Source organism: Desulforegula conservatrix Mb1Pa, from assembly GCF_000426225.1.
In the GTDB taxonomy this organism is placed as follows: Bacteria; Desulfobacterota; Desulfobacteria; order Desulfobacterales; family Desulforegulaceae; genus Desulforegula; species Desulforegula conservatrix.
On sequence record NZ_AUEY01000097.1, the window covers coordinates 1 to 12,978 of the forward strand.

Below are 12,978 nucleotides of genomic sequence, written 5' to 3' on the forward strand. Positions count from 1 at the left end.
CTGAAGGCCTATGGAAGCATGTCAGAAGCGAGACACAAAATTGGCGATTATCTGAGGTTCTACAACACAAAAAGGCCTCACCAGAGCTTTAAGAATAATACGCCTGATAAAACATATTTTGAAGGTCTGGAAATTCCAATCGCCGCTTGAAGCTTTTATTAAAAATATGAGACACAGAGGTCAAAATTATATAAGGATTTGTTGATAGGATTTTCACTTATATTTTCAGAAAATCTGTCCAATCAAAACCGACCACTTATTATTGTATACCTTTAAATGAGTTTTCATATTTTATAAAGAAATATTATGCAACGTTTTATTTTTGCTACTCAGCATAGGCCAAAAATTCATTTCGAACACAAAAAAGAGATTAAATTAATATTAGGTACTTAAGGCACTCATTTATGCATGAAAGATAGTTAATGTTACTGCAAGGCAATGTTTTTCATCGAATTCATGCTGAGGATGATTTCAGATGCCATTATGTCTGTTACCCCCCAAGTCGCACCTCAAGTCACCCCCCAAGTCATTAAGCTCGTAAATGTTCTTGATGGTGAAATGACAAGGGATGAAATACAGAATTCGCTTAGTCTTAAAGACAGAAAATCCTTTCGGACGCGTTATCTCTTGCCTGCTTTGGCTGAAGGCCTGATTGAAATGACGATCCCTGAAAAACCAAACAGCCGTTTGCAGAAATACCGTTTGACTGAAAAAGGCCAGTATCGGTCGAATCAAAATCATTAAGCCTGATTTATAGGGATTTCACTTTCCCGGAGAAAATGAAAATGCAGGAAAAGAATCTTTACGAGGACAGCCTGATCATAATTACAGATGATTCCATAACACTGAAAAACTATTATTTCCCTTCCCTTAAAGAGAAAAAGATTCCATTTGAAGCCATTGAAAGGATCGAAACAAGGAAACCTACAATATGGACTGGGAAATGGAGAATCCACGGAACAGGGAATTTTAAAACCTGGTTTCCGCTTGATTCTTCAAGATACAAGAGAGACATGATCTTCTTCATATTCTGCTTCAAGAAATGGGTGGTATCAGGCTTTACAGCCGAGGATTCCTTTGCAGTAGAAAAGCTGTTTAAAGAAAAAGGTCTTTTAAAAATTTGAAGACTGATGTTTTATAGCTTCACAAAAGTTCAAGCGCTAAACGCAGAAGGTTATAATCATGAAGTTTTTTGCGGAGCTTTTTTAAAAAAAAGCGACCCGCCGGAGGCCGCATCATGCCTGGATTATGCAAAACATTACTGGTAACGTTCATTTTACTTTTTTTATCATTTCCCTGTTTGTGCGCCCAGGAGTGCCCTGATAATTCATCTAATAACGCATCAGATCTTACAAAGACAAAGTGCCATCCTGTAAGAAAGGAGATTCTCGATTCTCTCAGATCAGGTGTGAAATCATGGTCTGGCCTGGATGTCGTTTTCGTGGTTCAATTTCTGAAGGCAAAAGGAAGCTGGGCATACGCCCATGTTCAGCCCCAGTCAAAGGATGGCAAAAGCAAATATGAGGATGTTTCAGCGCTTTTAAGCCATGAAAAAGGAGGCTGGGAAATTCTCGAGACAAGACCTTGCTGCGGCGAGTGCGAGGACGATCCTGACTGCGCGGATGACCGGAGATATTTTAACAAACTCAGAAAAAAGTTCCCGTCCGCGCCGACGGATATTTTCCCGTCTGTTGAATAATTGCAAATTTTAAGGAATATTGATCCATGAAAAAGCTTTATTTTTTAGTCGCATTGTTTATGGCTTTTACCCTTTTTTCCTGCGCCAAGAAAACGATCGCAGAGGACTCGGGCATGTCCCAGAATGACTCTGTGGCAGCAGCTCCAAATGCTGCGCCTCCGTCTGCCAAGACCAAAAGCACGCGCCTAATGATTAAAAACGCGAATATGAGGGTGCAGGTGGCGGATATCCCAAAAGCCATTGATTCCACGACTAAAATAATCGAAATAGCCGGAGGATATATTTATGAATCCAATCATTATGGAAACAATACGGCAAATATGAGATTCGGAGTTCCAGCCGCGAGCCTTGAAAGCACGCTTGATTCAATATCAAAAATAGGAGTTGAGACAAGCCGAAACATCTCTGCCGAAGATGTCACAGATCAGGTTGTTGACATGGAGGCGGAGCTTGCAAACAGAAAAATCCTCAGGGACAGGCTGCGCGCTCTTCTTTCAAAGGCAAAGGATGTCAAGGATGTTCTGGCTGTCGAGGCTGAACTGACAAGAATCCAGACAGAAATAGACTCCATTGAGGGCAGGCTCAAGAAGATGAAGGAAAACATAAGCTTTTCCAAGGTCTCGCTCGAACTTTATCCCAAAGGCCCGGAAAAGAAACAGGAGATTCTCGGGCCTCTGGGGTATCTTTATTATGGAGCCAAATGGTTCGTGACCAAGCTGTTTGTTATTCAGTCCGCAGATTGATACAATATCGGGCTGATCTGATTTATGGTCGAAACTCTGGTGCGCAAGCCTTAGAGCTTGAGCACCCTACGCATCGGCCTTTTTAAAGCTAAATTGACCATCTAACTCATTAACCGATATTCTAATTTATGTTCACGATTTATTTTCACGGAGTTTAAAAATGCTTAATACATTGAAAAAATCTGACTTTTTTGTGGTAATTTTGTTAGCCGTCTTTACTGCTTCGGCATGGGCCGCCGATGTCAAAGGCTCCAAGGATCACCCTGCTGCCGGACGTCTTACAGGTTCAGACATTCTTGTCTACAGTTCAAAAAATTTTGATTCTTACAACATTCCACTTGGACAGGCAAAACCGGGCGACAACAATAACTACACATTCCCCAATTCCCAGAAGGTAGAAGGAACAACCACTAAAATCACCTATATTGCGCCAGAAGGAAAAAGTGCCGAAGAAGTAATAGCCAACTATCGCGAGCTTTTTAAATCAAAAAGCTTTGAAACTCTATTTGAAGCCAAGGATGATGATTTCGGTAGATACGATGAATTCGTGAAAGCCGCAAAATATGAAAAAGTTTTTGAAAGCAGCGGAGGCGCAAGGCGCTTCATTGCCGGAAAACTCGCCGGTCAGAATGGAGATGTCTATATCTCGGTTTATGCGGCTGAAAACAATTTCTGGGGTTTTGAGATAAAAATCGGGAAGCAGGAAGCAAAAAAAGGTCGCACATATTATCAGGTCGATGTTGTCGAAACCAAGCCGCTCACAACTTCCCTCGTTGTGATGAAGGCTGAAGAAATGGAAGGAAGCCTTTCTAAGACCGGAAGAGTCGCACTTTACGGAATTCTTTTCGACCATGACAAGACTGATATAAAACCAGAATCAAAGCCTGCGCTCGAGGAAATTGCAAAACTTCTCAAGGCTTCTCCTGATCTTAAAATTCTTGTTGTCGGCCATACGGACAACCAGGGCGAAATTAAATACAATCAGGATCTTTCAAAGAGAAGAGCCGAATCTGTAGTCAAAGCCCTCACATCTGAGTACGGCATAGCTGGAGGAAGGCTTTCAGCCCATGGTGTGGGCATGCTTTCTCCTGTGGCTTCCAATGATTCGGATGACGGAAAAGCAAAAAACAGGCGCGTTGAACTTGTAAAACAGTAGTTTCATTTGATAATACCCGGTGCGCGGACTCATTCCACGCACCATCCTTCTTTTCTATGATCAGGAAAAAATGAAAAAAGTCATATTTCTGCTTGCACTCATTCTTTTTGTTTCAATCATCATTTCAAAAAGATCTGATCGCATAACACCTCAATCTCCTGAAATGAGACCCATTCTCAATAAAATAATCAGAAGCGATCAGACTATGACCATATCCCTTGTTGGAGACATGTGCTTTGACAATCTTGTCGCGGAAAGAATGAAAATGCATGGGGATGATTTTGTTTTTTCAGGCTATTCTGAATATTTTAAGGATTCTGATGTGCTTTTCGGAAATCTTGAAACGCCTCTGACCAAGGTTGAGCCTGAAGAAATAGTCAAAGACTATCATTTCAAAAGCAATCCAAAGATTGCGGGTCTACTCAAAAAAAATAATTTTTCAGCTGTCAGCATTGCAAACAATCATATGCTGGACAGTGGCAGAAGTGGTTTATATGAAACTGTGCAGACCCTTTACAAATACGGAGTCGGGTTTGCTGGAGGAGAGTATAATCTTGAAAAAGCGGTAAAGCCTTTTTATGTAAAAGCCAAGGGAATGAAGGTTGGATTTTTGGCATTCTCCAAGGTTGTTCCTTCCCAAGACTGGGCGGCAGGTGAAAATAAATACGGTCTTGCCTGTGCATATTCCTGGCATGAAAAAGTTTATAAGGATGCCATTGCTTCAGCCAAAAAAGACTGTGATGTCCTTGTCGTGTCTGTGCACTGGGGAAAAGAACGGATCGCAGAAGTGGATGATGACGATGTGGCAACGGCCCATAAAATGATAGACTCTGGGGCCGACATAATAATGGGCCATCATCCGCATGTTGTTGCAAAGATGGAATATTACAAGGAAAAGCCCATTTTCTACAGCCTCGGCAACTTCATATTCACGACTTCAAATTATAGCGAAGCCAACAAAACCATTATGGCGAGGATTCTAATAAACAGTCAGAAAAAAATCGAGGAAGTCTCAGTCATTCCTGGCAAAATTATAGAAAGCTCACCAACCCCGATGGATGGGCCTGAAAAAGAGATGTTTGTGAAGAGGTTCATGGATGATGAAGCAGAAAAAAGCCCGGTTTCCATTGTTCGGACAAAAAAGAAGTCAGAGGGCTGATAAGAATAAAAGATGCCGGATCAAGTCCGGCATCTTTGAATTTCAGACAGTTCAGGATTCCGCCCCCGGTTTGCCCCCAATGTTGTTGAATTAACAATTATGGAATCCCAAAAGGCGTCGGCGTCATGCCGGGCTTGATCCGGCATCCAGTTTTTCCACCTACCTCTGGATGCCTGCCTGCGCCGGAATGACGGGAACCGGACTTTGCTATCTTGCCAATTTTTAATTTCCCGGCTTTTCAGGAATCTGAACCATCACAACTTCGCCTTTGGCGCAAACCAGATTGTCAGCAGATACTGTGATATTGACAATTACCTTGCGCTCCTTGATTTCAGTCACTTTTCCCCTTAACTCGATAACCTTGCCCATGGGTGTCGGCTTGATGAAATCAACTTTCAGGGAGGCTGTTACAAACCTTGAGGAAGGTTTCTCTCCCATTGAAAGGCCAAGCTCGCGGATTTTTGCGGCAGATGCTGTTCCTGCACCATGACAGTCTATAAGAGAGGCGATTAGTCCTCCATACATATTTCCGGGAAATCCTCCTGTAAAATGAGGCTCAGGAGTAAAAAGACAGACGCTTTCATCTCCATCCCAGTAGCTTTTGATCTGTAAGCCGTTTTCGTTCAGTCTGCCGCAACCGTAACAATGGGCAAATTCATCCGGATAATAGTCCTGAAAAGCTTTGGAAGTCATGGTTTCTCCTTTGTTATTATTCAATCAGACACGGGCGTTTTCCCTGTGCTTTATGAAGTTTACGAGGGGCAGATTAATTGGAGACAAGCCCGCCCGCCTTGACAGATCTGCCAGGCATTCGCGTATATATGGAAATATGATAGCAGGGCAGTTTACTTCCTTCAAGGTTTCAAGAAGCGCCGGATCAGGGTCTGAATCAAAAGAAAAATTGCCAACCGCCTTAACCTTGAAGCGGAACGGGATATGGGATTCGGCCCCTGGGGTTTCAGCAAGAACTGAAACGGCCAGAAGTTTTTCCTTTTCCAGATAATTACTTCCAACCTTCAGGTCAAAATTAAAGGCCAGATCGCCACTGCTTTTTCCTGAATGATCAAAGCCTTCATTGATCTCAAATACTATCAGGGGAAGCAGTATTTTTTTAATAGCCATTGCAGACATTCAGATATTCCTCGTTCAGATCCTGAAAAGATATTTCCGTTCTTACGTTGATTGACTTAGTCTGCCCATCAGCTTTGAACTGCTTGATTCTGGCAAAGTCATAGATATTGGAATCGCTGCCGGAAGAAAAGCCAATGTCCATGGAGTAAACGGTTTTTTCCACATGCCTTGGCTCGATTTTGATCTCTATCTCGCTTTCAAGAGCAAACGCAATACCGATGAGTCTTTTAAGTGTAAGGTTCGAGCCGTTTTTCAAAAGTTTTGTAACCGCAGCCCTGCTCACATTCAGCTTTTCGGCAAGTTCTGATCTTGAAATCTCTTTCTGTTCCATTATTTCAAGAATTCTCTCGGTTAAGACTATCTCAAGGGATTCCAGTTTGAATTCCAGGGTATCCCTCGCTTCATATAGCAAATCCTTGAACCAGTTTTCATTGTTCATATTTGCCGCTCCTTTGCTGCATATAGTAATCACGAAGGTTACAGGCCTTTTCCACGTCTTCTCTTCTTACCCTGTTTTGTTTTTTCTTTAAGCCATTTGTGAGAAGCATGAGATTTCCTGAGTCTAAAAAGCAGTATATTCTTATCTGGCCAGATTTGATGGCAAAGATGCCATCTCCTTCATGCCTGAATTTCTCAGTATTTTTCATGTCCCTTTTACCAAGTTCTTCAATAAGCCTAAGAAGGGAATTTCTTTCTGAGGCTTCAAGACCTTCGATAAAAGGCCTTATGGTGGATTTCCCGTTTTTTATAAGCTCGCAGATTGTTCTGCCTGGGCCTTCAAAAAGAATTTTGAAAAAATTTTGTGGGTTCATGGATAATTTGTTAACCTCTGAGTTAATCGATAGCAGCTAAGTAACAAATTTTCCATATTTTTTTCAAGGGATTAAAAAAAATATCAGAACACGCCCCTCAAAAGATAAACAGAAAGACAGATTCCCATCAAAGCTACGAAAATATTTACGGCAATTCCAAGGCCGCTCCAGTAAGATTCGGGAACTTCTGAGGGTTTCAGGGTTTTCAGCATAAGTCTGTACTGAAATGTGGAAGCCAGAGACGCCAGGGCGGAAATGACTATAAACGCGAGCCCTACCCAGAAGGATATCCCTCTCTGGAATTGTCCGCATTTTTCAGGAAACATCATTTCCACAAACATGCCGAATCTTTCAATCATAAAGCCAAACGCCATTAGAGCAAGACAGGTTCTGTTCCAGGCGAGAAGGGTTCTTTCTGCGGCAAAAAAAACGCGGGGGTCATTCAGTTCAGACATGTTGCTCCTTGCGGTTAGCTTATAAATCAGATTTACATATAAAAGCGGGGTCTTTTCATTTAAAGACCCCGCTTTATCTGGATTTAGCTTAATACCTCAATAATACTTTTTGCAAGCTTCTTCTCTGAATGCCCAAGTGCTTCAAAATCCAGAATAATTTCTGACACAAGTTTAAGGGCCTCTTCTCTTTCTTTTGAATCAGACGGAAGAAGATTCTTTAAAGAAGAAATTGCCATATCCCTGTCAGTTTGTAGAATTCTTGACTGTTCTACGAGCATTCTTCTGAAATTCACAGGCTTGATTCTTCTGAGAACAGGGTGAGTCATGATGATTCTTTCGCTGACGGCAAATTCGCTTCTGGAATAAACTCCGTCAGCTCCTATCATAGCGATCATTATCCTCAGGAAACCTTCCTCGAATCCGCCCTTGTCCATTAATGAGATCCAGTGCTTTCTGTCTTCGTCAATAAGCTTCTGCTGATCTTTGACGGTTGCACCAAAAACCTTTTTTGCGCCTTTTTTACCCATAAGGGCTTTTTTGACCCTTGGGTTTCCATAAATAATCCTGAAAAGAAGCTCATGCTTCTGATCCCTGAAATCTTTGTATAGATCGAGACTGGACTCAATCATCGAAGAAATCCAGCGTTCCATCATCACAAACATATTTTCCTCATCCGCCTGTACCCTGAACTGTCTTGCCATTGGCGCAAAAAGCCTCACTGGAAACATGAAAGGGTTTTTGTCGGCAAAAATATATCTTGAAAATCTCATGGGGCTGAGCTGTCTGAGGATTTCAGCGCTGATGTCGTTGGTAAAAGGCTTTACAAAAGGACTAATGAATATCCTGTAAAAGTTGTCGTTAAACTTGGATGCATACTGGACCGGAAGAAAATCGCTCTCCTCTTCAAATCCGTCATCAAGTTCAAGGATATCTTCAATCGTTCTTTCCTCGTAGCGTCCCACCATTCTGCCATCAGATGTTTCAAGCTCTTTCTCGTCAATCACCATCTCGTAGAGACCAGGAGGCAAAAATTCTATAAGGTCGATACTTCCTATGATTTCCTTATGTTCCTTCTTTGCCACACTTCCTGCCACAAAAATACCAAGATGGCCAATATGCGGATGGATCATGTATATTATGGTTTTTTTGAGTCTTTTGATTTCTTCTTCTGAACCATATACTTTCGCGATCCAGTTCAGCGCCTGCTGGGGCGGTGTAATATTATCGCCCTTTGAGGCAAAGACCACCACCGGGTTTTCAATGTTCTTGAGGTCAAGTTTTTTCTCGTCCATTACTATTGACCCACTTTCGAGTCTGTTCCCCATGAAAAGGCTGTCTACTATGAAGTGAATTTCTTCATATGTAAGGAGAAAAAAGCCGCCCCACCATTTTTCAAAATTGAGATAGCGTTCCTCTTCTGTATCAATACTCGCATAAAGGTTGTACTGCTTTGACCAATAAGTATTGGCCGGGTTGAGATCCTCCATGTTCGAGACAAGATTTGCGCCGTCAAAGACTCCATTGCCAAGATCGCTCAGGAATGAATTTATCCAGACGCCCCCAAGGAGTCCGCCTCTGTATCGCATCGGATTTGTGCCTTCTATGCCTGCCCAGTAGGAAAGCGGAGCTCCGTTCAGGATCAGAGGGCCAGCGATATCGGGCCTGTCTGCTGCAACAATGGCGGCAGCCCAGCCAGCCTGACAGTTGCCGATTATACTCGGAGGCGGAGATTTTGGATGCCTTCTGACCACCTCTTCTATGAATTTGATTTCAGCGTTTTTTACATCCACTAAAGTCTGTCCCGGCATTGGCTTTGTGTAAAACAGAATGAAATACACAGGTCTGCCTTCGGAAAGAGCTATGCCTATTTCAGAGTCGCGTTTAGAGCCTCCTATGCCGGGGCCATGCCCTGCACGGGGATCTATGATCACTATGGGCCTTGCCTTGGACGAAATGGCGCTAATCTGTCTTCTTGTGACACCATGCCTTCTGTCTTTAATTTTGATTACATCATGTTCGGGAGATCTTTTATCTATAATCTTCACGAGAGAATAGTTGACGGGTGTTTCCAGCTCCCTGCCATCCATGATCATTTCATAATCAAAAGTAAGAACCGGTGGCTGTCCCTGCTTGAGATGCTCAAGATAGGTATTCCCTCTTTTACGCATGACATCCATAAAAATAAGAGATCTCTGCATGGTATCCACACAATATTCATAGGCGTCCCCTGCTATTCCCGGAGAGCCACTGATGTTGATGAAAGGATTTTCGGGTTCCATATTTCCCCCTTTTCTATATCTGTGGTATATTGCAAAAGCAAAACCCCCATTTTGCCTTGCATCATTAATAAAACTATACATGATAAGTTAATCAGGTATATTAAAATAACAAGTTATATGTTCTGGATTACGGATAAAAATAAAACATGCTACTAATTTATTGCTACGCAACAGAGTACAGGAGGCGCGTATGACAAGAAAAATCGGAATGTTTCTCGGACTCTTTTTTGTTTGCTGCTCAATCATTCCCGGGTGTGCAGGTAACCTGATGGCTAAAAATGTTCAGGAAACGATCACAGGGAAAAAATGGATTCTGATTTCCATTGCTGGAGAGAGTATAAATGCTCAAAGCAGAATTTCGGCAGAGTTTGTTCAGGAAGAAGGAAAATCAGAGTGCCGGATATCTGGCTTCAGCGGATGCAATATGTTCAATGGAAAGGCAAATATATCAGATAAGAAACTGACAGTGCAACATGTTTCAAGCACAAGAAAAGCATGCAAAAGTCCTGAAAATATTATGCAATTGGAACACAGTTTTCTGAAGGCGCTTGAAACGTCAGCCATGTTCAAGGCCTCTGATAAAAAACTCGAGATCATGGATTCCAGCGAAAAGCCAATCCTTATTTTTGAATCCGAACCCTTAACCAACACCGTAAAAGACAGATAATGCCCGGATCGTTTTCACCAGAATCATTCCCGGTTGATGAAGCTGTTCCTCATCTGAAAAAAGCCCTGAGCGAAAAAGGAGTTGCAATACTAAAGGCTCCTCCAGGCTCAGGCAAGACAACAGTTGTGCCTCTGAGGCTTATGAACGAGCCTTGGCTTGCGGGGAAAAAAATATGGGTTCTTGAGCCAAGAAGAATAGCCGCAAGACTCGCCGCCTTGCGCATGGCAGAAATGACAGGAACAAGAGTCGGCGGGCTTGCCGGATATCATGTCAGGATGGAGAGAAAGGCCGGGCCTGAAACCGTCATAGAGGTTCTTACGGAAGGAATCCTTACAAGACGCATCCAGAGTGATCCCATGATAGAGGAAACAGGTCTCGTAATTTTTGATGAATTCCATGAACGAAGCATCCACGCTGATCTTGGGCTTGCTTTGTGCCTTGAGATCCGGGAGGTTTTCAGGAATGATCTGAAAATCCTTGTCATGTCGGCAACCATGGATACTGAAAAGATTTCCGCTCTCATGGGAAATGCTCCTGTCATAAATGCTTCGGGCAAAATGTTTCCTGTGGAAGTTATTTATGAAAAACCTGCTTCAAGGCCTAAGGCTATGAATGAAAGGATAGAAAACAGGGTCGCATCCAGGATTTTCAGGGCTGCTGATGAAAAAGAAGGAGACATTCTTGTTTTTCTTCCAGGAACAGGAGAAATAAGAAAAACAGCTGACATCCTTTCAAAAAGCCCGATTTCTGAAATAGCTGAAATTCATCAGCTCCACGGAAATCTTTCTTTAAAGGATCAGGAAAACGCCATAAGGCCGAACCCTTCAGGCAGACGCAAAATTGTCCTTTCTACTTCAATTGCCGAAACATCGCTTACTATTGAAGGCGTCAGAACAGTCATTGACTGCGGACTCTCAAGGGTTCCGAGGTTCAATCCATCAACAGGCATGACGAGTCTTGAAACTGTTCCTGTCAGCGTGTCTTCTGCCGAACAGAGACGCGGTCGGGCAGGCAGGCTTGCTCCTGGAAGATGCTACAGAATGTGGCCTGAAAACACTAACCATATGTTGCCGGAATTCTCCCTGCCTGAAATAAAGACATCGGATCTTTGTCCTTTTGCGCTGGAGATTGCCATGTGGGGTGCTTCATCTCCTTCTGATCTCAGGCTTTTGGATCAGCCTCAGGAAGGAGCTTTTAACCAGTCAGTCAATCTTCTCAAAATGCTTGGGGCGCTGGATAAGCATGGGCTTGTAACAGATCTCGGTCGGGAAATGTCGAAGCTGGGAGTTCATCCAAGGCTGGCTGCCATGCTCATATACGGCAAAAATAACGGACTTGCACTAACTGCTTCAAGAATAGCTGCTTTAATAGGTGAAAGGGACATACTGGTTTCTGGTTCAGAGCCTGATGAAGATATCAGGACAAGACTTGAAATTCTGGAAAAAATTTCTAAAGGAGACAAAGATTCAAGGAAAAGGGCAGATTTTTTGAGATGCCAGAGAGTTCTTGAAACAGCCTCGTATCTTGAAAAACAGATAAAATGCCATGCTGGTTATGATTCTGAAAAAACCGGGCTGCTCTTATCAGTTGCTTATCCTGAAAGAATAGCGAAAAAGAGGACAAGGGGAAGCTTTCTGACGCGCTCGGCAGGAGGAGCTTTTCTGACTGAAACCTCCCATCTTGCGGACTCCGAGTATCTTGTAATCGCAAATCTTGCCATGAATGCCAATAATAATGCCAGTCGCAGAAATGCAAAGATTTTTCTCGCTACCAAAATCGACAGGCAGGACATAGAAAAACTTTTTGGCAGGGATATCAAATCAGAAATCAAAACAGAATGGAATGAAAAAACCCTTTCTGTGGAATCCAGAAAAAACGTTTCCCTTGATGCTCTTGTTCTTGAAGAAAAAATTGAAAAAAGACCTCAGCAGGAAGATGTTCTAAACGCCATGATTTCGGGTATCAGAAAGGGCTGGCCAGAAATATTCCCTTGGACTGAAAAGGCAAAGAATCTTCAGGCAAGGGCTGCGTTTCTAAGGTCAAGGGCAGGTTTTGATCATTTACATGACATTTCTTTCCAAACACTTGAAAAAAATCTCGATGACTGGCTCAAACCTTATTTATCAGGAATCACAAGGGCGGATGATCTGAAAAAACTTGATGTCGAGGCCATTTTCATGACCATTCTGGGATGGGAGAATTCAAGGCTCCTTGAAAGCGAGGCCCCTGAAAAATATAAAACCCCGTCAGGATCAAATCTTTCAATTGACTATTCAGCCTTTGACGGAACAATGACAGACGGGCATCCTGTTCTAAAGGTAAAGCTCCAGGAAATGTTCGGAATCAAAGCAACGCCGTGCATAGGCTCTAAAAAGATTCCCCTCACCCTCCACCTCCTTTCACCAGCGTCAAGACCCATTCAGATTACCATGGATCTGGAAAATTTCTGGAAAAGCGGTTATCTTGAAGTGAAAAAAGAACTGAAAGGGAGATATCCGAGGCATTTCTGGCCTGATGATCCTGTTAATGCCCAGGCTACACGGGGGCCGAAACCCAGGACTGCCCAGAATGGTTAAATTGCGTAAAAAAGTTCCTCAAAAAAACTTTTTTGATTACCATTTTTACTCCGCCATGCTTATCTTAAGGCATGTGAAAGATTATCCAGATATGATGGAGGTGTAGCATGGCAAAAAATATGATCCAATTTCAAAAAGGAAAGAGTATTCACGAATTCCTGTCCGAATATGGGACCGAAGATAAGTGCCAAGACTCATTATTCAGACTTAGATGGCCGCATGGTTTTAGTTGTCCGAATTGCGGCGGTTCGAAATTTTGCGAGCTCAAATCAAGAGATCTGTACCAATGCCACAAGTGTCA

At 42.7% G+C, this 12,978-nt stretch carries 16 protein-coding genes; 10 read left to right on the forward strand and 6 right to left on the reverse strand.

The genetic code is table 11. From position 1 onward, the window contains the following. Positions 1-18 precede the first annotated feature (18 nt). The 7 genes from K245_RS28615 to K245_RS25475 all read left to right on the forward strand — a co-directional run bounded on the left by K245_RS28615 (position 19) and on the right by K245_RS25475 (position 4,757). Positions 19-150: an integrase core domain-containing protein gene (locus tag K245_RS28615; RefSeq protein WP_084156461.1), complete on the forward strand. Its 132-nt coding sequence runs from the start codon at positions 19-21 to the stop codon at positions 148-150. Between the two features lie 288 nt (positions 151-438). Further along, on the forward strand, positions 439-744 hold the full coding sequence (locus tag K245_RS0119050; protein WP_027360479.1) for a Fic family protein: 306 nt from the start codon (positions 439-441) through the stop codon (positions 742-744). A gap of 35 nt (positions 745-779) precedes the next feature. Continuing rightward, positions 780-1,124, forward strand: coding sequence for a hypothetical protein (locus tag K245_RS0119055; protein ID WP_051284426.1), 345 nt, complete (start codon positions 780-782; stop codon positions 1,122-1,124). Positions 1,125-1,237: 113 nt separating this feature from the next. Beyond that, on the forward strand, positions 1,238-1,699 hold the full coding sequence (locus tag K245_RS25470; protein WP_051284428.1) for a hypothetical protein: 462 nt from the start codon (positions 1,238-1,240) through the stop codon (positions 1,697-1,699). A 26-nt stretch (positions 1,700-1,725) separates the two neighbouring features. After that, positions 1,726-2,442: a DUF4349 domain-containing protein gene (locus K245_RS0119065; protein ID WP_027360481.1), complete on the forward strand. Its 717-nt coding sequence runs from the start codon at positions 1,726-1,728 to the stop codon at positions 2,440-2,442. Between the two features lie 160 nt (positions 2,443-2,602). Continuing rightward, a complete protein-coding gene (locus K245_RS0119070; protein WP_027360482.1) occupies positions 2,603-3,598 on the forward strand; it encodes an OmpA family protein in 996 nt (331 codons plus the stop codon). 70 nt (positions 3,599-3,668) lie between these two features. Then, entirely contained in the window at positions 3,669-4,757 is a 1,089-nt protein-coding gene (locus K245_RS25475) for a CapA family protein (protein ID WP_035277660.1), read from the forward strand. A 222-nt stretch (positions 4,758-4,979) separates the two neighbouring features. On the opposite strand, the gene K245_RS0119080 is transcribed toward K245_RS25475, so the two are convergent. The 6 genes from K245_RS0119080 to K245_RS25485 all read right to left on the reverse strand — a co-directional run bounded on the left by K245_RS0119080 (position 4,980) and on the right by K245_RS25485 (position 9,434). After that, a complete protein-coding gene (locus K245_RS0119080) occupies positions 4,980-5,450 on the reverse strand; it encodes a PaaI family thioesterase (RefSeq protein WP_027360483.1) in 471 nt (156 codons plus the stop codon). A gap of 24 nt (positions 5,451-5,474) precedes the next feature. After that, positions 5,475-5,888 carry a protein-export chaperone SecB gene (locus K245_RS0119085; protein WP_027360484.1) on the reverse strand — a complete coding sequence of 138 codons (414 nt, stop codon included), beginning with the start codon at positions 5,886-5,888 and terminating at the stop codon, positions 5,475-5,477. Next, positions 5,869-6,327: an XRE family transcriptional regulator gene (locus tag K245_RS25480; protein WP_035277662.1), complete on the reverse strand. Its 459-nt coding sequence runs from the start codon at positions 6,325-6,327 to the stop codon at positions 5,869-5,871. The genes K245_RS0119085 and K245_RS25480 overlap by 20 nt, the downstream gene beginning before the upstream one ends. Then, positions 6,317-6,700: a type II toxin-antitoxin system RelE/ParE family toxin gene (locus K245_RS0119095; protein ID WP_051284430.1), complete on the reverse strand. Its 384-nt coding sequence runs from the start codon at positions 6,698-6,700 to the stop codon at positions 6,317-6,319. The genes K245_RS25480 and K245_RS0119095 overlap by 11 nt, the downstream gene beginning before the upstream one ends. An 83-nt stretch (positions 6,701-6,783) precedes the next feature. After that, entirely contained in the window at positions 6,784-7,155 is a 372-nt protein-coding gene (locus K245_RS0119100; RefSeq protein ID WP_027360486.1) for a YidH family protein, read from the reverse strand. 83 nt (positions 7,156-7,238) lie between these two features. Then, positions 7,239-9,434 carry a DUF3141 domain-containing protein gene (locus K245_RS25485; protein WP_035277665.1) on the reverse strand — a complete coding sequence of 732 codons (2,196 nt, stop codon included), beginning with the start codon at positions 9,432-9,434 and terminating at the stop codon, positions 7,239-7,241. 190 nt (positions 9,435-9,624) lie between these two features. On the opposite strand from K245_RS25485, the gene K245_RS26995 reads away from it, so the two are divergent. From K245_RS26995 to K245_RS27440, 3 genes are all read left to right on the forward strand, one after another. Next, a complete protein-coding gene (locus K245_RS26995) occupies positions 9,625-10,101 on the forward strand; it encodes an META domain-containing protein (protein WP_051284432.1) in 477 nt (158 codons plus the stop codon). Then, the gene (gene hrpB, locus K245_RS0119115) at positions 10,101-12,677 is read left to right on the forward strand and encodes an ATP-dependent helicase HrpB (RefSeq protein ID WP_035277668.1); all 2,577 of its coding nucleotides are present in this window, start codon (positions 10,101-10,103) and stop codon (positions 12,675-12,677) included. Before K245_RS26995 ends, hrpB begins: the two co-directional genes overlap by 1 nt. Positions 12,678-12,784: 107 nt before the next feature. Next, the coding region (locus K245_RS27440) for a transposase (protein WP_027360488.1) at positions 12,785-12,978 on the forward strand (194 nt) is incomplete at its 3' end.

Coding starts and splice junctions, on each gene's coding strand:
- K245_RS0119085 (WP_027360484.1), bottom strand. CDS start 5,888: ATGTCTGCAATGGCTATTAAAAAAATACTGCTTCCCCTGATAGTATTT.
- K245_RS0119055 (WP_051284426.1), top strand. CDS start 780: ATGAAAATGCAGGAAAAGAATCTTTACGAGGACAGCCTGATCATAATT.
- K245_RS0119065 (WP_027360481.1), top strand. CDS start 1,726: ATGAAAAAGCTTTATTTTTTAGTCGCATTGTTTATGGCTTTTACCCTT.
- K245_RS28615 (WP_084156461.1), top strand. CDS start 19: ATGTCAGAAGCGAGACACAAAATTGGCGATTATCTGAGGTTCTACAAC.
- K245_RS26995 (WP_051284432.1), top strand. CDS start 9,625: ATGACAAGAAAAATCGGAATGTTTCTCGGACTCTTTTTTGTTTGCTGC.
- K245_RS25470 (WP_051284428.1), top strand. CDS start 1,238: ATGCCTGGATTATGCAAAACATTACTGGTAACGTTCATTTTACTTTTT.
- K245_RS25480 (WP_035277662.1), bottom strand. CDS start 6,327: ATGAACAATGAAAACTGGTTCAAGGATTTGCTATATGAAGCGAGGGAT.
- K245_RS0119095 (WP_051284430.1), bottom strand. CDS start 6,700: ATGAACCCACAAAATTTTTTCAAAATTCTTTTTGAAGGCCCAGGCAGA.
- K245_RS25485 (WP_035277665.1), bottom strand. CDS start 9,434: ATGGAACCCGAAAATCCTTTCATCAACATCAGTGGCTCTCCGGGAATA.
- K245_RS0119050 (WP_027360479.1), top strand. CDS start 439: ATGTTTTTCATCGAATTCATGCTGAGGATGATTTCAGATGCCATTATG.
- K245_RS0119100 (WP_027360486.1), bottom strand. CDS start 7,155: ATGTCTGAACTGAATGACCCCCGCGTTTTTTTTGCCGCAGAAAGAACC.
- K245_RS25475 (WP_035277660.1), top strand. CDS start 3,669: ATGAAAAAAGTCATATTTCTGCTTGCACTCATTCTTTTTGTTTCAATC.
- K245_RS0119070 (WP_027360482.1), top strand. CDS start 2,603: ATGCTTAATACATTGAAAAAATCTGACTTTTTTGTGGTAATTTTGTTA.
- hrpB (WP_035277668.1), top strand. CDS start 10,101: ATGCCCGGATCGTTTTCACCAGAATCATTCCCGGTTGATGAAGCTGTT.
- K245_RS0119080 (WP_027360483.1), bottom strand. CDS start 5,450: ATGACTTCCAAAGCTTTTCAGGACTATTATCCGGATGAATTTGCCCAT.